Source organism: Stenotrophomonas chelatiphaga, from assembly GCF_001431535.1.
In the GTDB taxonomy this organism is placed as follows: domain Bacteria; phylum Pseudomonadota; class Gammaproteobacteria; order Xanthomonadales; family Xanthomonadaceae; genus Stenotrophomonas; species Stenotrophomonas chelatiphaga.
In genome coordinates, this window is record NZ_LDJK01000057.1 from 1 (window position 1) to 22689 (window position 22689).

General features: G+C 63.7%; 34 protein-coding genes. 3 read left to right on the top strand and 31 right to left on the bottom strand.

From position 1 onward, the window contains the following. Window positions 1-307 precede the first annotated feature (307 nt). The 3 genes from typA to ABB28_RS12410 are packed head-to-tail and all read left to right on the top strand — an operon-like array spanning window position 308 to window position 4280. Window positions 308-2155, top strand: coding sequence for a translational GTPase TypA (typA, locus tag ABB28_RS12400; RefSeq protein WP_057508941.1), 1848 nt, complete (start codon window positions 308-310; stop codon window positions 2153-2155). 8 nt (window positions 2156-2163) lie between these two features. Further along, window positions 2164-2631, top strand: coding sequence for a DUF2127 domain-containing protein (locus tag ABB28_RS12405; RefSeq protein ID WP_057508932.1), 468 nt, complete (start codon window positions 2164-2166; stop codon window positions 2629-2631). Between the two features lie 41 nt (window positions 2632-2672). Beyond that, complete coding sequence (locus ABB28_RS12410) at window positions 2673-4280, top strand: amidase (RefSeq protein WP_057508933.1); 1608 nt, start codon at window positions 2673-2675, stop codon at window positions 4278-4280. 50 nt (window positions 4281-4330) lie between these two features. Here ABB28_RS12410 and ABB28_RS12415 read toward each other — a convergent pair whose 3' ends face one another. From ABB28_RS12415 to ABB28_RS12565, 31 genes are all read right to left on the bottom strand, one after another. Then, window positions 4331-5449 (bottom strand): mechanosensitive ion channel family protein, encoded by a 1119-nt coding sequence (locus tag ABB28_RS12415; protein ID WP_057508942.1) that lies wholly within the window; start codon window positions 5447-5449, stop codon window positions 4331-4333. A 148-nt stretch (window positions 5450-5597) separates the two neighbouring features. Then, on the bottom strand, window positions 5598-6956 hold the full coding sequence (locus ABB28_RS12420) for a class II 3-deoxy-7-phosphoheptulonate synthase (protein ID WP_057508934.1): 1359 nt from the start codon (window positions 6954-6956) through the stop codon (window positions 5598-5600). Between the two features lie 66 nt (window positions 6957-7022). Then, window positions 7023-7526: a disulfide bond formation protein B gene (locus tag ABB28_RS12425; RefSeq protein WP_057508935.1), complete on the bottom strand. Its 504-nt coding sequence runs from the start codon at window positions 7524-7526 to the stop codon at window positions 7023-7025. Between the two features lie 151 nt (window positions 7527-7677). Continuing rightward, window positions 7678-8064, bottom strand: a complete 387-nt coding sequence (gene rplQ / locus ABB28_RS12430) for a 50S ribosomal protein L17 (protein ID WP_042614208.1) — start codon at window positions 8062-8064, stop codon at window positions 7678-7680. Between the two features lie 245 nt (window positions 8065-8309). Further along, window positions 8310-9308 carry a DNA-directed RNA polymerase subunit alpha gene (locus tag ABB28_RS12435; RefSeq protein ID WP_042614209.1) on the bottom strand — a complete coding sequence of 333 codons (999 nt, stop codon included), beginning with the start codon at window positions 9306-9308 and terminating at the stop codon, window positions 8310-8312. A gap of 55 nt (window positions 9309-9363) precedes the next feature. Then, window positions 9364-9993: a 30S ribosomal protein S4 gene (rpsD, locus tag ABB28_RS12440; RefSeq protein ID WP_042614210.1), complete on the bottom strand. Its 630-nt coding sequence runs from the start codon at window positions 9991-9993 to the stop codon at window positions 9364-9366. Between the two features lie 14 nt (window positions 9994-10007). Beyond that, entirely contained in the window at window positions 10008-10397 is a 390-nt protein-coding gene (gene rpsK, locus ABB28_RS12445; protein WP_042614211.1) for a 30S ribosomal protein S11, read from the bottom strand. An 11-nt stretch (window positions 10398-10408) separates the two neighbouring features. Continuing rightward, window positions 10409-10765, bottom strand: a complete 357-nt coding sequence (gene rpsM / locus ABB28_RS12450; protein ID WP_042614233.1) for a 30S ribosomal protein S13 — start codon at window positions 10763-10765, stop codon at window positions 10409-10411. A gap of 361 nt (window positions 10766-11126) precedes the next feature. After that, complete coding sequence (gene secY, locus ABB28_RS12455; RefSeq protein WP_057508936.1) at window positions 11127-12494, bottom strand: preprotein translocase subunit SecY; 1368 nt, start codon at window positions 12492-12494, stop codon at window positions 11127-11129. Window positions 12495-12501: 7 nt separating this feature from the next. Next, the gene (rplO, locus tag ABB28_RS12460) at window positions 12502-12945 is read right to left on the bottom strand and encodes a 50S ribosomal protein L15 (protein ID WP_057508937.1); all 444 of its coding nucleotides are present in this window, start codon (window positions 12943-12945) and stop codon (window positions 12502-12504) included. A gap of 4 nt (window positions 12946-12949) precedes the next feature. Continuing rightward, on the bottom strand, window positions 12950-13141 hold the full coding sequence (gene rpmD / locus ABB28_RS12465; RefSeq protein ID WP_042614214.1) for a 50S ribosomal protein L30: 192 nt from the start codon (window positions 13139-13141) through the stop codon (window positions 12950-12952). Further along, window positions 13134-13676 (bottom strand): 30S ribosomal protein S5, encoded by a 543-nt coding sequence (gene rpsE, locus ABB28_RS12470; protein WP_042614215.1) that lies wholly within the window; start codon window positions 13674-13676, stop codon window positions 13134-13136. Before rpsE ends, rpmD begins: the two co-directional genes overlap by 8 nt. Window positions 13677-13836: 160 nt before the next feature. Beyond that, the gene (gene rplR, locus ABB28_RS12475) at window positions 13837-14190 is read right to left on the bottom strand and encodes a 50S ribosomal protein L18 (RefSeq protein WP_057508938.1); all 354 of its coding nucleotides are present in this window, start codon (window positions 14188-14190) and stop codon (window positions 13837-13839) included. A gap of 86 nt (window positions 14191-14276) precedes the next feature. Beyond that, the gene (gene rplF / locus ABB28_RS12480) at window positions 14277-14801 is read right to left on the bottom strand and encodes a 50S ribosomal protein L6 (protein WP_057508939.1); all 525 of its coding nucleotides are present in this window, start codon (window positions 14799-14801) and stop codon (window positions 14277-14279) included. 17 nt (window positions 14802-14818) lie between these two features. Further along, on the bottom strand, window positions 14819-15217 hold the full coding sequence (gene rpsH / locus ABB28_RS12485) for a 30S ribosomal protein S8 (protein ID WP_004145387.1): 399 nt from the start codon (window positions 15215-15217) through the stop codon (window positions 14819-14821). A 224-nt stretch (window positions 15218-15441) separates the two neighbouring features. Then, the gene (rpsN, locus tag ABB28_RS12490; RefSeq protein WP_042614218.1) at window positions 15442-15747 is read right to left on the bottom strand and encodes a 30S ribosomal protein S14; all 306 of its coding nucleotides are present in this window, start codon (window positions 15745-15747) and stop codon (window positions 15442-15444) included. A gap of 20 nt (window positions 15748-15767) precedes the next feature. After that, window positions 15768-16310, bottom strand: coding sequence for a 50S ribosomal protein L5 (gene rplE / locus ABB28_RS12495; RefSeq protein ID WP_042614219.1), 543 nt, complete (start codon window positions 16308-16310; stop codon window positions 15768-15770). Window positions 16311-16320: 10 nt separating this feature from the next. Beyond that, complete coding sequence (rplX, locus tag ABB28_RS12500; protein WP_042614220.1) at window positions 16321-16638, bottom strand: 50S ribosomal protein L24; 318 nt, start codon at window positions 16636-16638, stop codon at window positions 16321-16323. A gap of 16 nt (window positions 16639-16654) precedes the next feature. Continuing rightward, window positions 16655-17023, bottom strand: a complete 369-nt coding sequence (gene rplN / locus ABB28_RS12505; protein ID WP_042614221.1) for a 50S ribosomal protein L14 — start codon at window positions 17021-17023, stop codon at window positions 16655-16657. A gap of 13 nt (window positions 17024-17036) precedes the next feature. Then, entirely contained in the window at window positions 17037-17306 is a 270-nt protein-coding gene (gene rpsQ, locus ABB28_RS12510) for a 30S ribosomal protein S17 (RefSeq protein WP_042614222.1), read from the bottom strand. 11 nt (window positions 17307-17317) lie between these two features. After that, window positions 17318-17503: a 50S ribosomal protein L29 gene (gene rpmC / locus ABB28_RS12515; RefSeq protein WP_042614223.1), complete on the bottom strand. Its 186-nt coding sequence runs from the start codon at window positions 17501-17503 to the stop codon at window positions 17318-17320. Then, window positions 17503-17916 (bottom strand): 50S ribosomal protein L16, encoded by a 414-nt coding sequence (rplP, locus tag ABB28_RS12520; protein WP_042614224.1) that lies wholly within the window; start codon window positions 17914-17916, stop codon window positions 17503-17505. Before rplP ends, rpmC begins: the two co-directional genes overlap by 1 nt. Window positions 17917-17921: 5 nt before the next feature. Next, entirely contained in the window at window positions 17922-18653 is a 732-nt protein-coding gene (gene rpsC, locus ABB28_RS12525; RefSeq protein WP_042614225.1) for a 30S ribosomal protein S3, read from the bottom strand. A gap of 17 nt (window positions 18654-18670) precedes the next feature. Continuing rightward, the gene (gene rplV / locus ABB28_RS12530; RefSeq protein WP_017355410.1) at window positions 18671-19006 is read right to left on the bottom strand and encodes a 50S ribosomal protein L22; all 336 of its coding nucleotides are present in this window, start codon (window positions 19004-19006) and stop codon (window positions 18671-18673) included. A 12-nt stretch (window positions 19007-19018) separates the two neighbouring features. Continuing rightward, a complete protein-coding gene (gene rpsS / locus ABB28_RS12535; protein ID WP_042614226.1) occupies window positions 19019-19288 on the bottom strand; it encodes a 30S ribosomal protein S19 in 270 nt (89 codons plus the stop codon). Between the two features lie 6 nt (window positions 19289-19294). Continuing rightward, window positions 19295-20122, bottom strand: coding sequence for a 50S ribosomal protein L2 (rplB, locus tag ABB28_RS12540; RefSeq protein ID WP_042614227.1), 828 nt, complete (start codon window positions 20120-20122; stop codon window positions 19295-19297). Window positions 20123-20132: 10 nt separating this feature from the next. Next, complete coding sequence (rplW, locus tag ABB28_RS12545; protein WP_042614228.1) at window positions 20133-20432, bottom strand: 50S ribosomal protein L23; 300 nt, start codon at window positions 20430-20432, stop codon at window positions 20133-20135. Continuing rightward, a complete protein-coding gene (gene rplD / locus ABB28_RS12550; protein WP_057508940.1) occupies window positions 20429-21034 on the bottom strand; it encodes a 50S ribosomal protein L4 in 606 nt (201 codons plus the stop codon). Before rplD ends, rplW begins: the two co-directional genes overlap by 4 nt. A 12-nt stretch (window positions 21035-21046) precedes the next feature. Further along, window positions 21047-21697, bottom strand: coding sequence for a 50S ribosomal protein L3 (rplC, locus tag ABB28_RS12555; protein WP_042614230.1), 651 nt, complete (start codon window positions 21695-21697; stop codon window positions 21047-21049). An 11-nt stretch (window positions 21698-21708) separates the two neighbouring features. Further along, window positions 21709-22020, bottom strand: a complete 312-nt coding sequence (gene rpsJ, locus ABB28_RS12560) for a 30S ribosomal protein S10 (RefSeq protein WP_010341589.1) — start codon at window positions 22018-22020, stop codon at window positions 21709-21711. Window positions 22021-22350: 330 nt separating this feature from the next. Further along, on the bottom strand, window positions 22351-22689 hold a 339-nt coding region (locus ABB28_RS12565), incomplete at its 5' end, for an EF-Tu C-terminal domain-related protein (RefSeq protein ID WP_484600292.1).

The following is a 22689-nucleotide window of genomic DNA, read 5'->3' on the forward strand; positions in this document are numbered from 1 at the left end:
AGAGGTGAAGAAGAGACAGAGCTTGCTGCGCTCCTGCCGCCGGGCACGGGGAACTCGCAGGCGGGGTCGGGGCAGGCCACACAGGACTCTGTGAGGCAGGAGCCGAACTGAAGCCCCCATGGAAGGGTTCACGGCGTGTCCTGTGTGGCCTGCCCCGACCCCGCCCCACCGAGGAAGTGGAGGCGCCGCGGCTGCGCCTGAATGGGGATAGGGCGGCCGATGAAACAAGGTTTTCGCCAAACGCCCCGATCGCGGTATGATGATGGACTTCTTTTTCCAAATCCGGCGCCGACTGGCCCCCTTTCGCATGTCCATCGAAAATCTTCGCAACATCGCCATCGTCGCGCACGTCGACCATGGCAAGACCACCCTGGTCGATCAGCTGCTGAAGCAGTCCGGCACCCTGTCCGAGCGTACCGTCCTCGCCGAGCGCGTGATGGACAGCAACGACCAGGAAAAGGAACGCGGCATCACCATCCTGGCCAAGAACACGGCCATCACCTGGGAAGACAAGAAGACCGGTATCAAGAACCGGATCAACATCGTCGATACCCCCGGACACGCCGACTTCGGCGGCGAAGTGGAGCGCGTGCTGTCGATGGTCGACACCGTGCTGATCCTCGTCGACGCGATGGACGGCCCGATGCCGCAGACCCGCTTCGTGACCCAGAAGGCCTTCGCGATGGGCTTCAAGCCGATCGTGGTGGTCAACAAGGTCGACCGTCCGGGCTCGCGTCCGGAGTGGGTGATCGACCAGGTCTTCGACCTGTTCGACAAGCTCGGCGCCACCAATGAGCAGCTCGACTTCCCGATCGTCTACGCCTCGGCCCTGAACGGCTATGCCGGCCTGGAAGACAGCGTGCGCGACGGCGACATGACCCCGCTGTACGAAGCCATCATGCAGCACGCGCCGAAGCCGGAAGTGGATCCGGAAGGCCCGTTCCAGATGCGCATCAGCCAGCTGGACTACAACAACTTCGTCGGCGTGATCGGCATCGGCCGCATCCAGCGTGGCACCCTGAAGAAGGGCATGCAGGTTGCAGTGATCGACCGTGAAGGCAAGAAGCGCAACGGCAAGGTTGGCCAGGTGCTGGGCTTCCTGGGCCTGGAGCGCATCGAGCAGGACACCGCCGAAGCCGGTGACATCGTCGCCATCTCCGGCATCGCCGAGCTGACCATCTCCGACACCCTGTGCCATCCGGAAACCCCGGAAGCGCTGCCGGCGCTGACCGTCGATGAACCGACGATCTCGATGACCTTCCAGGTCAACAACTCGCCGTTCGCCGGCAACAAGGACCTGTCCGGTGGCAAGTTCCTGACCAGCCGCCAGATCAAGGACCGCCTGGACCGCGAGCAGGTCCACAACGTGGCCCTGAAGGTCGAACAGCTGGAAGACGCCGACAAGTTCCTGGTCTCCGGCCGTGGCGAACTGCACCTGTCGGTGCTGATCGAGAACATGCGTCGCGAAGGCTACGAGCTGGCCGTGTCGCGCCCGGAAGTCATCATCAAGCAGATCGACGGCCAGGCCATGGAGCCGATCGAGCAGCTGGTGGTGGATATTGAAGAGCAGCACCAGGGCGGCGTCATGGAAAAGCTGGGCATGCGCAAGGGCCAGCTGAAGAACATGGAACCGGACGGCAAGGGTCGCGTGCGCCTGGAATACCAGATCCCGGCCCGTGGCCTGATCGGTTTCCAGAACGAGTTCAAGACCCTGACCCAGGGCTCGGGCCTGCTGTTCCACGTCTTCGACCATTACGGTCCGAAGGAACAGGGCAGCATCGCCAAGCGCCAGAACGGCGTGATGATCGCCAATGCTCCGGGCGCCACTCCGGCGTACTCGCTGGGCCCGCTGCAGGAACGCGGCAAGCTGTTCGCTGCTGAAGGCGACAACGTGTACGAAGGCCAGCTGATCGGTATCCACTCCAAGGACAACGACCTGACCGTCAACGCGATCAAGACCAAGCCGCTGACCAACATGCGCGCTTCGGGCAAGGACGATGCGATCCAGCTGACCCCGGCGATCAAGTACTCGCTGGAGCAGGCCCTGGACTTCATCGAAGACGACGAGCTGGTCGAGATCACGCCGAAGGAAATCCGCCTGCGCAAGAAGGGGCTGACCGAAAGCGATCGCAAGAAGGCCTCGCGCGGCGGCTGAGCCGACACGTGAGCCAGACCGCTTACAACCCGGATCCGAAACGGCATCCGGGGCTGCATGTCATCGCCTTGCTCGAAACGGGCAAGGCGGTGCTTGCACTGCTGGCGGCGACCGGGCTGGAAATGCTCGGTCCGCAGCCACTGCGCGATGGGATCAATGCCCTGATCCGGCGTTTCAGCCTGGACCCGGATCACGGCACCCTGCCCTCGCTGCTCAACATGATCAGTCCCGACGCGGTGCATCTGGCGGCGGCGGCGATGCTCGCCTATGCCCTGCTGCACCTGGTGGAAGCCTGGGGCCTGTGGCGTGCCAAGGCCTGGGCGTCCTGGCTGGGCTGCGTATCAGCCGGCATCTACCTGCCCTTCGACGTGTATGCCATCGCCCGCCATCCCGGCTGGGCTTCCTGGACCGTGCTGGGGATCAACCTGCTGGTGGTCTACGTGCTCGCACGCGACATCCTCAAGCGCAAACCCTGACGACCCCGCGATACACTGGGCCGGTGACCAGGCCGCCCTGCATGCGCATCGTCCCTTCGTGGAAACCCTGTCTTCGCCCGTCCATCGTGCTCGCCGCGGTGCTGTTGGCGTGCCCGGTCGGCCTGGCGGCAGCCTCACCACGAGCGCCCACGGCGCATCCCGCTGCCGCAGCCGCAGCGCCTTTCGCCTATGCCGAAGCCGAAGTCACCGACCTGCAGGCGCGCATGCTGGCCGGCGAACTGACCAGTACCACCCTGACCACCGCCTACCTGGCGCGGATCGCCGCGCTGGACCGCGCAGGCCCGCGCCTGCGCGCCGTCATCGAACTCAACCCGGATGCCCTGAAGGAAGCCGCCCAACGCGACCGGGAGCGCCGCAGCGGCCGCGTGCGCGGCCCCCTGCATGGCATCCCGGTGCTGCTCAAGGACAACATCAACGCCGCGCCCATGAGCACCACGGCCGGTTCACTGGCACTGGCCGGCTTCCGCCCGCCGGACGCCTTCCTGGTGCGCCGCCTGCGCGAGGCCGGTGCGGTCATCCTTGGCAAGAGCAACCTGAGCGAATGGGCCAACTACCGGGGCGAAGACTCCATCTCCGGCTGGAGCGCGCGCGGTGGCCAGACCCGCAACCCGTATCGCCTCGGCTACAGCCCCTGCGGCTCCAGCAGCGGCAGCGCGGTGGCGGTGTCGGCCAACCTCGCCGCGGTGTCCATCGGTACGGAAACCGATGGCAGCATCGTCTGCCCCGCCGCGATCAACGGGGTGGTCGGCCTGAAACCCACCGTGGGACTGGTCAGCCGCGATGGCATCATCCCGATCTCCTTCAGCCAGGACACGGCCGGCCCGATCACCCGCACGGTGGCCGATGCCGCCGCAGTGCTGACCGCCATCGCCGGGCGCGATGATGCCGACCCGGCGACCGCCACCCTGCCGGGCCGTGCGGTGTACGACTACACCGCGCGGCTGAATCCGGATGGCCTGCGCGGTGCCCGGATCGGGGTGATGGACAGTCCGCTCACCCAACGCCCCGGCATCGGCACGTTGATGCAGCATGCGGTGGACGAACTGCGCCGGGCCGGCGCCACGGTGGTGAAGGTGCCGGAACTGGACCCGACGCAATGGGCCGAGGCCGAGCAGACGGTGCTGCGCTTCGAGTTCAAGTCCGGGCTGGAACGCTACCTGCGCCACTGGAAGGCGCCGCTGCGCACCCTGCCCCAGCTCATTGCCTTCAATACCCGACACGCCGCGCAGGAACTGCCGCTGTTCGGGCAGGAACTGCTGGAAGCCTCCGCGCAGGTGGGCACGCTGGGCGATGCAGGCTACATCCAGGCGCGCAGCCAGGCGCGGCGCATCGCCGGTGAACAGGGCATCGATGCGCTGCTGCGCGCTCACCAGCTGGACGCGCTGGTGGCGCCCACCATGGGCACCGCATGGCCGATCACCCGCAGTGGCGGGGACACCTCCCCCGGGGGCAGCTACGGTGCGGCCGCCGTTGCCGGCTATCCCAGCCTGAGCGTGCCCATGGGCCATGTCGATGGCCTGCCGGTGGGGCTGTTGTTCATGGGCACGGCCTGGGCCGAACCGCGCCTGATCGAACTGGGCTACGCCTACGAGCAGCGCACCATGGCGCGCCGACCACCGCCACTGTAAGGGCAGCCGGCCGGCCTGATGGCCTGCATGCCGCCGAGCATGACTCGGCGCTATCCCACCGCCGGCTCGCCATCTTCGGCGCCGGGTGAGCGGATGTCCGGGTCTGCCATCACTGCCATGCGGCGGCGCGGCGTGTCGGCGGCGTCTTCCATCTGCGCACGCAACCGCGGCAACGCCTGCGGATGCTCGCGGGCCAGGAAGTCCAGCATCCGCTCGCGGATCAGGCAGCGCAGGTCGAAGGCATCGCCAGAATTGCGCGCACTGACCAGCAGGCGCACCTGCAGGGTGTGTTCGGTGGTCTCGGTGACCTGGGTCACGCAGACCCGTCCGTCCCAGAGCGGGGCGTCCTTGCAGATGCGCTCAAGCTCGGCGCGGATGGCGGGAATCGGCGCGCGGTAGTCCAGCCACAGGAAGGCGGTACCGAGCAGGTCGGCGCTGCGCCGGGTCCAGTTCTGGAAGGGGTTTTCGATGAACCAGGTCAGCGGCACCACCATCCGTCGTTCGTCCCAGATGCGGACCACCACGTAACTGCTGCCGATTTCTTCGATGCGGCCCCACTCGCCTTCCACGATCACCACGTCATCCAGCCGGATCGGTTGGGTCACCGCGATCTGCATGCCGGCGATCAGGTTGCCGAACACCGGCTTGGCGGCGATACCGGCCACCAGGCCGATCAGGCCGGCTGACGCCAGCAGCGCCGAGCCGATCTTGGCCACCATCTCGAACTGCAGCAGCACCAGCGAGGCACCCAGGATGATGATGCCGCCCATCAGCACGCGGCTGAGGACGCGGGTCTGGGTCTGGATGCGCCGCGCTTCCAGGTTGTCGGCCACTTCGATGGGATGGTTGCGCAGGATGGCTTTTTCACCTGCCGCCACCGCGCGCACCAGCAGCCAGATGAAGCAGCCGGTCAATCCGATGTGTGCCACCCGCTGGGCCTGTTCCAGCCAGCGGTCGTGCAGCGGCGTCGCCTGCAGCGCCGGCACCAGCAACAGCAGCGGGAAGGCCAGCGCCAGCGGCGGGCCCAGCATCCGGCCGATGCGTGCCCGCCGTCGGTCCTTGCCCGCAAGCCGCCGATACAGCGCAAGGATGAGCCATGCGCCGAATCCACCGACCACCAGCGCCACGCCCAGCGGTACCACGTAAGCCTGCGCCCGTCCCCACTCGATCACCCTTGCACCTCCACGACCACGCGAAAGGATCAGCGTGTCGCAGCGGCCATGAGCATGGTGTCAGTCGTTCGTAAAAAGGGGGTCAGAGTCCGGGGTCAGCGTCGCGACTCCGACCCCGGACTCTGACCCCCGACTCTGACCGCTTTCAGCCTGCCTGCTTGCGCACGATCGCCATCGCGATTTCCAGCGACTGCTCGTAGTTCAGCCGCGGATCCACGCTGGAGCGGTAGGCACGCTCCAGGTCGCGTTCGGTAAGCTCGCGCGCGCCGCCGGTGCACTCGGTGACATCCTCGCCGGTCATCTCCAGGTGGACGCCACCCAGTCGCGTGCCCGCTGCGGCATGCAGGTCGAAGGACAGCTCCACTTCACCGCGGATGTTGTCGAAGCGACGCGTCTTGTAGCCGTTTTCGGTGCTTTCGGTATTGCCATGCATCGCATCGCAGACCCACAGCACGCGACGCCCGTCGCGCTTCACCGCATCCAGCAGCGGCGGCAGCTTGTCGGCGATCTGCGCCGCGCCCATGCGGTGGATGAAGCTGAGCCGGCCCGGCTCGTCGTCGGGGTTCAGCACGTCGATCAGGCGCAGCAACTGATCCGGCCGCACCGACGGCCCGACCTTGATCGCGATCGGGTTGCGCACCCCTCGCAGGTATTCCACGTGGGCGCCATCCAGCGCCGCCGTGCGCATGCCGATCCACGGGTAGTGCGTGCTCAGGTTCAGCCAGCCCTGCTGGCGCGGCACCTGCCGGGTCAGGCCCTGCTCGTAGGGCAGCAGCAGCGCTTCGTGCGAGGTGTAGAAGTCGACGCGCTTGAGGTTGTGCACGCGCGAGCCGGAAATGGTTTCCATGAAGCCGATCGAATCTTCGATCGAGGTCACCATCTTCTGGTACTCCACGGCCAATGGCGAATGCCGCACCCACTCCAGGTTCCAGTATTCCGGGTGGTGCAGGTCGGCGAAGCCGCCGTCGATGAGCGCGCGCACGAAGTTCATGGTCATCGCCGAATGCGCATGCGCCTGCAGCATCCGCTTCGGATCAGGCAGGCGCGCGACCTCGGTGAACGCCGGTGCATTGATCACATCGCCGCGGTAGCTCGGCAGGGTCACCCCGTCACGCGTTTCGGTATCGGCGGAGCGCGGCTTGGCGTACTGCCCGGCGAAGCGCCCGACCCGGATCACCGGCTTGCGCAGGCCGTGCACCAGCACCAGGCTCATCTGCAGCAGCACCTTGAGCCGGTTGGAGATCATGCCCGATTCGCAGTCGCTGAAGTTCTCCGCGCAGTCACCGCCCTGCAGCAGGAAGCGCCGGCCTTCCTGGGCATCGGCGAGCTGCTGCTTCAGTGCGACGATTTCCCACGAGGTCACCAGCGGCGGCAACCGCTTCAGCTCATGCAGCGCGGCATCCAGGGCTACCGGATCCGGATAGCTCGGCATCTGCAGCGCGGTCTTGCCGCGCCAGCTCTCCGGCGACCAGTCGGCGGGGGGCAACGAATCAACGGACGACATGGCGGACTCCAGGACCTTCAAGGTAGCGCCGAGCCATGCCCGGCGGATCAGTTACAGCAGGCGCGCTCAGCGCATGCGGCGCAACGATACCAGCAGCGCCCAGGCCGCCAGCAGAGCGAACCACGCCAACGACCACATCGGCATGGTCAGCCCAAGGAAGGTCCAGTCGATGTTGCCGCAGTTGCCGGTGCCGGTCAGCACCGTGCGGAACACTTCGAAGGGCCCCATGGTCTCGCTGAGGAAGGCCAGCGGCGGGCCGCAGGTGGCACCGAACTCCGGCGGGATCATCTGTACGTACACATGCCGTGCGGCGATGCCGATGCCCACGCCGGCGGCGATGAAGGCAAGCACCCCGTAGGTGACGCGGCCGGGACGGTTGGAGGGTCCGTGCAGCGCCCCGATCAGGAACACCAGGCCCAGCGCGGCGAACGCGATGCGCTGGAAGATGCACAACGGGCACGGTTCCAGCCCCATCTGCAGCTGCAGGAAGATGGCATAGGCCAGCAGCCCCGCACAGATCAGGAATCCCAGCAGGAACTGGGCGCGGAACGGCCAACGGAACGGATTCATAGGGCGACTCTAGCCAGGCAGGTGCCAAGGGTAACCGACCGGCGCCGCCGTTCGAACCGCCACGCGCGTCGCCTGTCGGAATGCGGTCACCGGAAACGCAGAAGCCCGGCACTCGGCCGGGCTTCTGACGGTACAGCAGGAACCGGTCCGATTACTCGGCCACTTCCTCTGCAACGGCGGCCGGACGGTCGACCAGCTCGACGTAGGCCATCGGGGCATTGTCGCCGGCGCGGAAACCGCACTTCAGCAGACGCAGGTAACCACCCGGGCGCGACGCGTAACGCGGGCCGAGGATGGTGAACAGGTTGCCGACGGCTTCGTTGTCACGCAGGCGGGCGAAGGCCAGGCGGCGGTTGGCGACGGAGTCGACCTTGGCCAGGGTGATCAGCGGCTCGGCGACGCGGCGCAGTTCCTTGGCCTTCGGCAGGGTGGTCTTGATCAGCTCGTGCTTGAACAGCGAGGCGGCCATGTTCTTGAACATTGCTTCGCGGTGGGCGCTGGTGCGGCTGAACTTACGGCCGGATTTCTGGTGACGCATGGTGGTGATTCCTTTGCAAGATTGAGTCTTTGGGGATCGTTGTCGCCGTCATGGCGCTGAATTCGGACTGCGGATGGTCCTGGCCGCCCGTCCTGGTCGGCCTGTCCGCGGACTGATCGTCCGTCGGTGTGTATAGCGTCGAGCTTGTTCGACTGCGTGTACGGCAATCGAGCAAGCTCGACGCTACGGTGCGAAGGCCCCACCGTTGCCGGTGGAGCCTTTCGCGATGCTGCAGGAAGCGGCTATCAGCCGAGCATGCCGTGGCTGGCGACGCCGGCCGGCGGCCAGTTCTCCAGCTTCATGCCGAGCGACAGGCCACGCTGGGCCAGCACTTCCTTGATTTCGGTGAGCGACTTCTTGCCCAGGTTGGGGGTCTTCAGCAGCTCCACTTCGGTCTTCTGGATCAGATCGCCGATGTAATAGATGCTTTCCGCCTTGAGGCAGTTGGCCGAACGCACGGTCAGTTCCAGGTCGTCGATCGGGCGCAGCAGCACCGGATCCACGCCGTTGTTGGCCGGCTTGGCCGCACCGCGGTCGCGGTGGGTGAAGTCACCGAACACCGACAGCTGGTCGCTGAGGATGTCGGCGGCGGTGCGCACGGCTTCCTCGGCATCGATGGTGCCGTTGGTCTCGATATCGATGACCAGCTTGTCCAGGTCGGTGCGCTGTTCGACACGTGCCGCTTCCACGGCATAGGCGACGCGGCGGACCGGCGAGAACGAGGCATCCAGGACCAGGCGGCCGATGGCACGGGTTTCTTCGTCCGGACGACGACGCGCGGCAGCCGGCTGGTAGCCGAAACCACGTTCGATCTTCAGACGCATGTTGACTGCCGTATCCTTGGTCAGGTTGCAGATCACGTGGTCGCCGTTGAGGACCTCCACGTTGTGATCGACCTTGATGTCGGCAGCGGTAACGACGCCCGGACCCTGCTTGGACAGGGACAGGGTGGCGCTGTCGCCGGTATGCATACGGATGGCCACGTCCTTCAGGTTGAGCAGGACTTCAAGCACGTCCTCCTGCAGACCTTCGACCGTGGTGTACTCATGCAACACGCCGTCGATTTCGACTTCCGTGATCGCGAAGCCCGGGATGGACGACAGCAGGACGCGACGCAGGGCATTGCCCAGCGTGTGCCCATAACCACGCTCCAAGGGTTCGATAACGACCTTGGCGCGTGTGTCGGTAAGGCGTTCGATCTGCGGGCCACGAGGACGCAGAACCTGGTTGGCGGTAACCGTCATGTTGCGGGTTCTCCTAGTGAACCCCCGGCCGTCGCCGGGGGCTCTCCAATGTGAATTACTTCGAATACAGCTCGACGATCAGCGCTTCATTGATGTCTGCAGGCAGGTCCGAACGATCCGGAACCGCCTTGAAGACGCCGGCGAACTTGCCGGAGTCCACTTCAATCCACGACGGACGCATGTCGTGCGTGGCCGAAACGGTCAGGGCTTCCTGAACGCGCAGCTGCTTGGCAGCCTTTTCGGACAGTGCAACCGCGTCGCCGGCCTTGATCTGGTACGAAGCCAGGTTGACCGACTTGCCGTTGACGGTGACGCCGCGGTGCGAGACCAGCTGACGCGCAGCCGGACGGGTCACAGCGAAGCCCATGCGATAGACGACGTTGTCCAGACGGGTTTCCAGCAGCTGCAGCAGGTTCTCGCCGGTGTTGCCCTTCTTGGTCGAGGCCTTCTTGTAGTAGTTGCGGAACTGACGCTCCAGCAGGCCGTAGATACGCTTGACCTTCTGCTTTTCACGCAGCTGGGTGGCGTAGTCGGACAGCTTGCCCTTGCGGGCAGTGGCGCCGTGCTGGCCGGGCTTCTGCTCCAGCTTGCACTTGGAGTCCAGCGCACGCGCCGGGCTCTTGAGGGAAAGGTCGGCGCCTTCGCGGCGGGCGAGCTTACAGGTAGGACCGATATAACGAGCCATTTCTTATCGCTCCCTTATACGCGACGCTTCTTCGGCGGACGGCACCCGTTGTGCGGGATTGGCGTCACGTCGATGATGTTGGTGATCTTGTAACCGACGTTGTTCAGCGAACGAACGGCGGACTCACGACCCGGACCCGGGCCCTTGATGCGGACTTCCAGCGACTTCACGCCGTAGTCGAGCGCAGCACGGCCGGCCTTTTCGGCGGCAACCTGGGCAGCGAACGGGGTCGACTTGCGCGAACCGCGGAAGCCGGCGCCACCGGAGGTCGCCCACGACAGGGCATTACCCTGGCGGTCGGTGATGGTCACGATGGTGTTGTTGAAAGAAGCGTGGACGTGGGCAACGCCATCAGTGATGACGCGCTTGATCTTCTTCTTGGTCTTAGCAGCGGGCTTAGCCATTTATGTGTCCCTTACTTCCTGATCGCCTTGCGCGGACCCTTGCGGGTGCGGGCGTTGGTACGGGTACGCTGGCCACGCAGCGGGAGACCGCGACGATGACGCAGACCGCGGTAGCAGCCCAGGTCCATCAGGCGCTTGATCGCGATGCCGATTTCACGGCGCAGATCGCCTTCAACGATGTACTTGCCGACTTCCGAACGCAGACGTTCGATTTCCGGCTCCGACAGATCGCGGATCTTGGTGGTCGAAGCAACGCCTGCGACTTCGCAGACCTTCTTCGAACGGGTACGGCCGATGCCGTAAATGCTTTGCAACCCGACCCAGACATGCTTCTGGGCTGGCAGGTTGACGCCTGCAATACGCGCCATGACGCGGTTCTCCAGCTGAGTGATGGCCGACAGCGCACCGTGAAGGCGCGCAAATCCGGCAGGATGGATCAAAAATGGTAACCAACAAACGAACAGGTTCCGGTTTACTGGAAAGTCCGTGAAACCACGAAGGCTTCATGAACCTTGGCCCGGGGAGTGTGCCCAGGCTCCGGCGCCGGATCAGGTTGGTCGCGACGGCAATCCCGGGGGATTGCTGCCGTGGCCGCCCGCGCTACTCCTGCGCAGGACCACCAGATCTCACCCCCACCCGGAACCGCTGCGGGGGCCGCCCTTCTTTGGATAGCCGGGTCCGCGAAGCGGAGGACCATCACATCAGGAAGACGATAGTGTAACAGGGAGATCAGCCGCGCGCAAAACCGCCGCGGTTGCCGCCCTTCAGGTTTGCCTTCTTCAGCAGGCTCTCGTACTGGTGGGACATCAGGTGCGCCTGCACCTGGGCGATGAAGTCCATCACCACCACCACCACGATCAGCAGCGAGGTACCGCCGAAGTAGAACGAAGCATTCAGCTGCGTGCGCATCAGTTCCGGCAGCAGGCAGACGATCACCAGGTAGGCCGAACCGGCTGCGGTCAGGCGGGTCAGCACGCCGTCGATGTAATCGGCGGTGGCCTTGCCCGGACGGATGCCCGGAATCAGCGCGCCCGACTTCTTCAGGTTGTCGGCGGTTTCCTGCGAATTGAACACCAGCGCGGTATAGAAGAACGCGAAACCGGTGATCAGCCCTGCGAACACGATCATGTGCAGCGGCTCGCCCGGGCCCAGGGCGTTGGCGATCTTCTGCAGCCACTGGCCGGTGGCGCTCTGGTTGGCGGCCTGGCCGGACCACATCGCCAGCGTCGCCGGGAAGGCCAGCAGGCTGGAGGCGAAGATCGCGGGGATCACGCCGGCCATGTTGAGCTTCAGCGGCAGGAACGAGGTCTGGTTCATGTACGCGTTGCGGCCACCCTGGCGGCGCGCGTAGTTCACCGTGATGCGGCGCTGGCCGCGTTCGACGAACACCACGAAGAAGGTGAAGGCCAGCACCACCAGCGCGATCAGCAGCAGCTGGATGAACTGGATGTTGCCGTCGCGGTAGGCGTCGAAGGTGTGGATGACCGCACCCGGCAGGCCCGCCACGATGCCGGCGAAGATGATCAGCGACACGCCGTTGCCGATGCCGCGCTCGGTGACCTGCTCACCGACCCACATCAGGAACATGGTGCCTGCGGTCAGCGCGATCACGGCGGTCAGCACGAAGCCCATGCCCGGGGCATAGACCACGGCCGCGCCACCCGGCGAGACCTGGTTCTGCAGCGCCAGCGCGATGCTGCCGCCCTGCACCACCGCCAGCAACACGGCGCCGATACGGGAATACTGGGTGATCTTGCGGCGTCCGGATTCACCTTCCTTCTGCAGCGCCTTCAGCGCCGGGAAGATGTGGACCGCCAGCTGCATCACGATCGATGCCGAGATGTACGGCATGACGTTCAGCGCGAAGATCGAGAAACGGTGCAGGGCGCCGCCCGAGAACATGTTGAACATGTCCACGATGCCGCCGCCCTGCTGTTCCATCATTGCAAGCATGGCATCGGGATTCACGCCCGGGACCGGCACATAGCAGCCGATCCGATAGACGATCAAAGCCCCGACCACGAACAGCAGACGTTGGCGAAGTTCAGTGAACTTGCCCATTCCACCCGCGAGGTTACCGATGCCAGCTTGCGCCATGATGCTATTACTCCGTTACGCTGCCGCCGGCAGCTTCGATCGCAGCCTTGGCACCAGCCGTGGCAACGATGCCCTTCAGGGTGTACGCCTTGGTCAGTTCGCCCTTGACGACGATCTTGGCCCGCTTGGCAATGCTCGGGACCAGCTTGGCTTCACGCAGGGTGGCGAAGGTGATCTCGCCGGCCGGCAGCTTGTCCAGCTGGTACAGCAGCACTTCAGCGGTGTCCTTGGCGATCGGCGAGTTGAAGCCGATCTTCGGCAGACGACGCTGCATGGGGGTCTGGCCGCCTTCGAAGCCGGCCTTGATCTTGCCGCCACCCTTGCGGGCGAACGAACCCTTGTGGCCGCGGCCGCAGGTCTTGCCCAGGCCGGAGCCGATGCCACGACCGACGCGGGTGCGTGCGGTGCGGGCGCCCGGTGCCGGGCTCAGGTCATTCAGATGCATGGTCATTGGATTATTCCTCAACCTTGACGAGGTAGTGAACCTTGTTGATCAGGCCGCGAACCTGCGGGCTGTCCTTCAGTTCACGCACATCGTTGAGCTTGCTCAGGCCCAGGGCGCGGACCGACAGGCGGTGCAGCGACTGGGAACCACGAAGGCCGCGCACCAGGCGCACCTTGACGGTCTTGCCGGTTTCATTAGCCATGGTTCAGATCCTCTACCTTCTTGCCGCGCTTGGCCGCGATGCGAGCCGGCGACTGCGTGGCAGCCAGGCCCTTCACGGTGGCACGCACCAGGTTGATCGGGTTGCGCGAGCCGGTGGCCTTGGCCAGCACGTTCTTCACGCCAACCGCTTCCAGCACGGCACGCATGGCGCCGCCGGCGATCACGCCGGTACCTTCCGAGGCCGGCTGCATGAACACACGGGCTGCGCCGTGACCGTCCTTGACCGTGTGCCACAGGGTGCCGTTGTTCAGATCGACGGTGACCTGGTTCTTGCGCGCCTGCTCCATCGACTTCTGGATGGCGACCGGCACTTCACGCGCCTTGCCATAACCGAAACCGACCTTGCCTTCGCCGTCGCCGACCACGGTCAGTGCGGTGAAGGTGAACTGGCGACCGCCCTTGACGGTCTTGCTGACGCGGTTGACCGCGACCAGCTTCTCGATCATGCCGTCGTCGACTTTCTCTTCGCGGTTACGGTCGCGATCGCGACCCCGCTGCTGACGTTCTTCTGCCATTTTGATTCCTTGGTTGATTGGGTATGTACGGCTCGGGGCCGCTTATGGTTGTGGAGTGGTACGTTGTTCCGTCATGTCGTTGCAGAAGAACGACAGCGTCCGGCCACCCTCTGGCCGGCGAGCAGGCGGAAAGGAACCCGCAGGTTCCTTTCCTGATCCCTTAGAACTGCAGGCCGGCTTCGCGGGCGGCGTCAGCCAGGGCCTTGATGCGGCCGTGGTAACGGTAACCCGAACGGTCGAAGGCAACCTTCTCGATGCCAGCGGCCTTGGCGCGCTCGGCAACGATGCGGCCAACCTTGGCGGCGGCGTCGGCGTTCTTGCCGTTCTTCAGGCCTTCCTTGACGTCGGCCTGGGTGGTGTTGGCGGCAGCCAGCACCTGCGAGCCGTCGGCGGTGAAGACCTGCGCGTACAGGTGCTGGCCGGTGCGCAGCACCGACAGACGGGCGACGCCGAGCACACGGATGTGGGCGCGGGTCGACTTGGCACGACGCAGACGGGCGATGTTCTTGTTCATGATTTTTAGTCCTGGAAAGCTGAAGGTTGGGCTTTTCCCCGGGGAATCCGCACACGGAGGTGCGGGCTCCTGCAGGGGACTCGCACTTACGCCTTCTTGGCTTCCTTGCGAATGATGACTTCGTCGGAGTACTTCACGCCCTTGCCCTTGTACGGTTCCGGCTTGCGGAACGCACGGATCTTGGCGGCGACTTCACCGACGACCTGCTTGTCCGCGCCCTGGACCAGGATCTCGGTCTGGGTCGGGGTGCTGATGGTGATGCCTTCCGGCGCCACGTACAGCACCGGGTGCGAGAAACCGAGCGCCAGGCTCAGGTCCTTGCCCTGCATCGACGCACGGTAACCGACGCCGACCAGCTCCAGCTTGCGCTCGAAGCCATCGGTGACGCCCTTGACCATGTTGGCCAGGATCGCGCGGACGGTACCGGTCAGCGGCACGAGGGCTGCATCTTCGGTGCTCAGGGTGGCAACGCCGTTCTCGACATTGATTTCGATACCAGCCGGCTTGGCCAGCGACAGGGTGCCCTTCGGGCCCTTGGCGGTGACGTTCTCGTTCTGGACGTTCAGTTCGACCTTACCCAGGTCGATCGGCTTCTTGGCTACACGGGACATGTCTTACTCCTTTCGCCTTAGGCCACGAAGCACAGGACTTCGCCGCCGACGCCGAGCTGGCGCGCCTGCGCATCAGTCATGATGCCCTTGGAGGTGGAAATGATGGAGATACCCAGGCCGTTCATGACCTTCGGCAGTTCGCTCTTGCCACGGTACTGGCGCAGGCCCGAACGCGAGAAGCGCTTCAGGGTCGCGATGACCGGCTTGCCTTCGAAATACTTCAGCACGATTTCCAGCTCGGACTTGTTGTTCTCGAGCGCGGTAACGCGCAGGTCGGTGATGTAACCCTCGTCCTTCAGGACCTGGGCGATCGCAACCTTGATCTTGGACGACGGGGCTTTCACCGTCTGCTTGCCAACCGCTGCCGCATTCTTGATGCGGACCAGCAGGTCGGCGATGGGATCAGTCATGCTCATTATGAGTACCTTTGAGTGCACCGATATCCGCTTTCGCGAATTCTGTTTTTGTTCCTGGAATGGGCCAGAACCCTGTTACTCCCCCACGACAGGCGCAGAGCGAGACGCGGGAGTATACGCCAAAAGAGCCCGACTTGCGCCGGGCTCCCTGGTTTTTTCTGGAGGGCAGCTGAACTTGCCCTCCCTGGACCCGCCCTGCCCTGTTCAGGCAAGGCGGTCAGCTGTTACCAGCTGGCCTTGCGCAGGCCCGGGACGTCACCACGCATGGTGGCTTCGCGGAGCTTGTTGCGGCCCAGGCCGAACTTGCTGTACACGCCACGCGGGCGGCCAGACAGTTCGCAACGGTTGCGGTGGCGGCTCGGCGACGAATCGCGCGGCAGCTTCGACAACTTGGTGGAGGCTTCGATCTTCTCTTCGTAAGACGCGTCCGGCGAGGACACGATCTTCTTCAAAGCAGCGCGCTTGTCAGCGAACTTCTCAGCCAGCTTCTTCCGCTTGATGTCGCGGTTGACCATGGAGGTCTTTGCCATTTCGGTTATTCCTCGACGTATCAGTTACGGAACGGGAACTTGAACGCTGCCAGCAGCGCCTTCGCTTCCGCATCGGTCTTCGCCGTGGTGGTGATGGCGATATCCATGCCGCGGATCGCGTCGACAGCGTCGAAGTCGATTTCCGGGAAGATGATCTGTTCCTTCACACCCATGTTGAAGTTGCCGCGACCGTCAAAGGAACGACCGGAAACACCACGGAAGTCGCGCACGCGCGGCAGCGAGATGTTGATCAGGCGGTCCATGAACTCGTACATCTTTTCACGGCGCAGCGTGGTCTTGCAGCCGATCGGCCAACCATCGCGGATCTTGAACGACGCAACCGACACGCGCGACTTGGTGACAACCGGCTTCTGGCCGGAAATCTTGGTCATGTCGCCGACGGCGTTTTCCAGGATCTTCTTGTTGGTCGCTGCTTCACCGACACCCATGTTCAGGGTGACTTTGACCAGCTTCGGCACTTCCATCGGATTCTTGTAGCCGAACTGCTTCATCAGCGCCGGGACTACTTCTTCCTTGTAAAACTTTTCGAGACGGGTATTCATCAGCGCATCCTCAGGCGTCGAGCGCCTCACCGCTGGAGCGGAACACACGCAGTTTGCGTCCATCCTCCAGCACCTTGAAGCCAACGCGCTCGCCCTTGCCCGTTGCCGGGTTGACGACGCTTACGTTGGAGATATGGATCGACGCTTCACGCTCGACCACGCCGCCGGCAACGCCTGCCTGCGGATTCGGCTTGGTGTGGCGCTTGACGATGTTCACGTTGGCGACGACCACACGGTCGCCGTCGACGCGGACGATTTCGCCCTGCTTGCCCTTGTCCTTGCCAGCGGTGACGACAACCTGGTCGCCCTTCTTGATACGGTTAGCCATGATTATCTCCTGTCGCTCACAGCACTTCGGGAGCGAGCGAGACGATCTTCATGAACTTCTCGGAACGAAGTTCACGCGTCACCGGTCCGAAGATACGGGTGCCGATCGGCTCCTGCTTGTTGTTCAGCAGGACAGCTGCGTTGCCGTCGAAGCGGATCAGCGAACCGTCCGGACGACGAACACCCTTGCGGGTACGGACAACAACGGCGTCGTAGACTTCGCCCTTCTTGACCTTGCCGCGCGGAATCGCATCCTTCACGGTGACTTTGATGATGTCACCGATGTGGGCATAACGGCGCTTGGAACCGCCAAGCACCTTGATGCACATCAGTTCCTTGGCACCGGAGTTGTCCGCGGCGTCAAGGTAGCTCTGCATCTGGATCATGAGTCAGATCTCCTTATTCAGCCGCACGCGTGATGACTTCCACCACGCGCCAGTTCTTGGTCTTGGACATCGGAGCAATCTCGGTCACGCGGACGACATCGCCTTCGTTGCAGGCGTTGTCGGCATCGTGGGCGTGCAGCTTGGTCGAGCGCTTGATGTACTTGCCGTACAGCGGGTGCTTGACCTGGCGTTCCACCAGGATGGTGACCGTCTTGTCCATCTTGTTGCTGACGACACGGCCTTCGACCGTGCGCAGCGCTTTGTTTTCAGTATTGTCGCTCATAGCGGCCATCCTTACTTGATGCTGCCGAGCAGGGTCTTGGTGCGAGCAATCTCGCGCCGGACCCGGCGGATATCGTGAGTCTTCGGCAGCTGGCCGGTGACCTGCTGCATACGGACAGAGAACTGTTCCTTACGCAGGTCGATCAGGTGGGCCTTCAGTTCGTCAGCCGACTTTTCACGGAGTTGTTTGAGGTCCATCAGCGCACCGTCCGGGTTACGAAAGTGGTGGTGACCGAGAGCTTGGCGGCGGCCAGGCGGAACGCCTCGCGTGCCACGTCTTCGGTTACACCCTCGATTTCATAGATCATGCGGCCGGGCTGGATCTGGGCCACCCAGTATTCCACGTTGCCCTTACCCGAACCCATTCGAACTTCGATGGGCTTCTTGGTGATGGGCTTGTCGGGGAACACACGGATCCACATCTTGCCACCGCGCTTGACGTAGCGGCTGATCGAGCGGCGGGCCGCTTCGATCTGACGCGCGGTCAGCTGACCGTGGGCGGTCGCCTTCAGGCCGTACTCGCCGAAGCTGACAGCGTTGGCGCTCCAGCTCAGGCCGTCGTTACGACCCTTATGTACCTTGCGGTATTTGGTTCGCTTGGGTTGCAACATTGTCGTTACCTCGCTTCACGAGCCGGGCGCTGACGGTCACCGCGGTCGCCGCGATCGTTACGATCGTTGCGCGGGGAATCGTCCTGCTTTTCCTGGCCAACCTGGGAGAAATCGAAGACCTCGCCCTTGTAGATCCAGACCTTGATGCCGATGATGCCGTAGGTCGTCTTGGCTTCAGCGAAGCCATAGTCGATGTCGGCACGCAGCGTGTGCAGCGGCACGCGGCCTTCGCGGTACCACTCCGAACGGGCGATTTCAGCACCGTTCAAGCGGCCACCGACGTTGACCTTGATGCCCAGGGCACCGAGGCGCATCGCGTTGCCGACCGAGCGCTTCATTGCGCGGCGGAACATGATGCGACGCTCAAGCTGCTGCGCGATGGACTCGGCAACCAGCTGGGCGTCCAGCTCGGGCTTGCGCACTTCGGTGACGTTGATGTGCGCCGGGACGCCCATCATTTCGCTCACTTCCTTGCGCAGCTTCTCGATGTCCTCACCGCGCTTGCCGATCACCACGCCCGGACGGGCGGTGTGGATCGTCACGCGAGCGGTCTTTGCCGGACGCTCGATCAGGATCTTGCTGATGCCGGCCTGCGCAAGCTTCTTGCGCAGCATTTCCCGCACCTTCAGGTCGGCCGCCAGGTAACCAGCGAACTCGGCCTTGTTGGCGTACCACTTGGAGTTCCAATCCTTGGAAATACCGAGGCGGATACCAATCGGATGAACTTTATGACCCATGGTCTTTTCCTTTCCGCTTACTTGCCGGCGCCCACAACCACAGTGATGTGGCTGGTGCGCTTGAGGATGCGGGTACCGCGGCCTTTCGCCCGCGCCATGAAACGCTTCAGGGTCGGACCTTCATCTACCATGATGGTCTGGACCTTCAGCTCGTCGACGTCAGCGCCCTGGTTGTTCTCGGCATTTGCAATAGCCGACTCCACCACCTTCTTGATCAGGTGGGCAGCCTTCTTGTCCGAGAACTTCAGCAGGTTGACCGCACGCTCGGCAGGCAGGCCGCGCACCTGGTCAGCGACCAGGCGGGCTTTCTGCGCAGAGATGCGTGCGGAGCGCAAAATGGCTTTCGCTTCCATTGTCATCTCTCCTTACTTGCCGGACTTCTTGTCACCACCGTGACCCTTGAAGGTCCGGGTGATGGCAAATTCGCCGAGCTTGTGGCCGACCATGTTCTCGTTGATGAGAACCGGGATGTGGTTCTTGCCGTTATGCACGGCAATGGTGACGCCTACCATGTCAGGCAGGATCATCGAACGACGCGACCAGGTCTTGATCGGACGCTTGCTACCCGCAGCGGCAGCCACCTTAGCAACCAGGTGGTGATCGACAAACGGGCCCTTCTTGAGTGAACGTGCCATGGTCGATTAGCCCCTACGATCGCGGACGATGAACTGCTGAGTGCGCTTGTTATGGCGCGTCTTGTAACCCTTGGTCGGAACACCCCACGGGGTGACCGGATGCGGGTTACCCTGGCCGGCCTTCGCCTCACCACCGCCGTGCGGATGGTCAACCGGGTTCATGGCAGCACCACGAACGGTCGGGCGGACACCGCGCCAGCGCTTGGCGCCAGCCTTGCCCAGCTTTTCCAGGTTGTGCTCGTCGTTACCGACTTCACCGATGGTGGCGCGGCACTCGACCGGCACCTTGCGCATTTCACCCGAGCGCAGGCGCAGGGTGGCGTAGATGCCTTCACGAGCGACGAGCTGCACGGCGGCGCCGGCGGCACGAGCGATCTGAGCACCCTTGCCCGGCTTCAGTTCGATGCCGTGGATGGTGGTACCGACCGGGATGTTGCGCAGCGGCAGCGTGTTGCCTGCCTTGATCGGCGCATCGGAGCCCGCGATCACCTGGTCACCGGCCTTCAGGCCCTTCGGTGCGATGATGTAGCGACGCTCACCGTCGACGTAGCACAGCAGGGCGATATGGGCGGTGCGGTTCGGATCGTATTCGATCCGTTCCACGCGCGCCGGAATGCCTTCCTTGTTGCGCTTGAAATCGATGACGCGGTAGTGCTGCTTGTGACCACCACCAACGTGACGCGTGGTGATGCGACCGTGGTGGTTACGACCACCGGACTTGCTCTGCGGCTCCAGCAACGCTGCGTGCGGTGCGCCCTTGTGCAGATCGGGCGTAACCACGCGCACGGCCGAACGGCGGCCGGGGGAAGTGGGCTTGAATTTCATCAATGGCATGGGATGGACCTCAGGCCTTGGCCGTTACATCGATGGACTGGCCATCGGCCAGGCGCACGTACGCCTTGCGCCAATCGCCACGGCGGCCAGCGCGGTTACGGAAGGACTTGTTCTTGCCCTTGACGTTCAGCACGTTGACGGCCTCGACCTTGACGTCGAACAGCTGCTCGACCGCGGCCTTTACATCGGCCTTGGTGGCTTCGTTCGAAATCTCGAAGACATACTGGTTGGAAAGTTCCTGCAGGCGCGCGGTCTTTTCAGAGACTCGCGGAGCGCGCAGCACGCTGAAGATTTTCTCGTTGCTGCTCATGCCAGCCACTCCTCGACCTTCTTGACCGCGTCAGCGGTAATGATGACCGTATCGGCACCGACCAGCGACACCGGGTCCAGACCCTGCACGTCACGCACTTCCACGTAGGGAATATTGCGGGCCGACAGGTACAGGTGCTCGGAGGCTTCTTCAGTGACGATCAGCGGGCGCTTGCCCACTTCCAGGCCGGCCAGCTTGGCGATCAACGACTTGGTGTTGGTCGCTTCGACATCGAAGGCCTCCACGATCGTCAAACGGCCCTGACGGTTCAGCTCGGACAGGATCGCGCACATGGCGGCACGGTACTGCTTACGGTTGACCTTCTGCTCGAAGCTGCGCGGCTTGGCCGCGAAGGTGACGCCACCGCCGACGAAGATCGGAGCCGTCAGCGCGCCATGACGCGCACCGCCGCCCTTCTGCTTCTTCGACTTCTTGGTGGTGCCAGCCACTTCAGAACGAGTCTTCTGAGCCTTGGTACCAGCGCGACCGGCGTTGCGATAGGCGACGACGACCTGGTGAACCAGATCTTCGCTGAAATCGCGACCGAACACGGCGTCGGAGACCGAGACCTTGTTGTTGCTACCCGTGATAACGAGTTCCATCGTCATCTCTCCTTATGCCTTGCTCGCCGGACGGACGATCACGTCGCCACCCGCCGCGCCAGGAACGGCGCCGCGAACTGCGATCAGACCGCGCTCGACGTCGACCTTGACAACTTCCAGGTTCTGGGTGCTCTGCTGCACCGAACCCATGTGACCGGACATCTTCTTGCCCGGGAACACGCGGCCGGGCGTCTGGCGCTGACCCAGCGAACCCGGCGCGCGATGCGACAGCGAGTTGCCGTGGGTAGCGTCACCCATGCGGAAGTTGTAGCGCTTGATGGTGCCCTGGAAGCCCTTGCCCTTGGTGACACCCTGGACGTCGACGATCTGGCCGACTTCGAAGATGTCCGCCTTGACTTCGCCGCCGACGGCGAAATCGCCGAGCTGCGCGTCTTCAACGCGGAATTCCCACAGGCCACGACCGGCTTCGACCTTCGCCTTGGCGAAGTGGCCGGCTTCCGGCTTGTTGACCAGGGCGGCACGACGTGCGCCGACGGTCACCTGCACGGCGCTGTAGCCGTCGGTTTCGACGGTCTTGATCTGCGCGATGCGGTTCGGGGAAGCTTCAATCAGGGTCACCGGGATGGACTGGCCATCTTCAGTGAAAACGCGGCTCATGCCAGCCTTGCGGCCCACGAAGCCCAACGAATATTTCTTCGTCATGGTCGTAGTCCTCAGGTCAGCTTGATCTGAACGTCGACGCCGGCAGCCAGTTCGAGCTTCATCAGCGCGTCCACGGTCTTGTCGTTCGGATCAACGATATCGAGCACGCGCTTGTGCGTGCGGGTCTCGTACTGGTCACGCGCGTCTTTGTCGACGTGCGGGGAGACGAGGATGGTGTAGCGTTCGATCTTGGTCGGCAGCGGGATCGGGCCACGCACTTGCGCGCCGGTCCGCTTTGCCGTTTCTACGATCTCGCTGGCCGAACGGTCGATCAAGCGATGATCGAACGCCTTCAGCCGGATACGGATCTTTTGGTCCGCCATGACGGGGGTTCCTTCGTTAAAAGAGCGACGGACAAGGCCTCTGGGTTGCCATGTCCCGTGAATATCCTGCATACAGACGGCCCGCACTCCTGCAGGCCGACAAGGTCAATCCATTAACCTCAAAAACGTAGGCAGGTCGGTTTCCCGGCCTGCCCAGACGTAGAAGCATAGCGCACATACAAAAAGTCTGTCAACACAGTGTGTTGACAAAGCCTGAATGGCGCGACCGATCCTGGTCCGGGGAACACGAAACACGTCCTGTGTTTCTTTTCCCTTTTAAAGCACCCCGATGCCCTACCCAGGCAACATCGGGGTGCAGATTCTAACAGATTACTTGATGATCTTCGAGACCACGCCGGCGCCGACGGTACGACCGCCTTCGCGGATGGCGAAGCGCAGGCCTTCGTCCATGGCGACCGGGTTGATCAGGGTGACAACCATCTTCACGTTGTCGCCCGGCATCACCATTTCAACACCTTCCGGCAGCTTGGCTGCACCGGTGATGTCGGTGGTGCGGAAGTAGAACTGCGGACGGTAGCCGTTGAAGAACGGGGTGTGACGGCCGCCCTCATCCTTCGACAGCACGTACACTTCGCCTTCGAACTCGGTGTGCGGCTTGATCGAACCCGGCTTGCACAGGACCTGACCGCGCTGCACGTCGTCACGCTT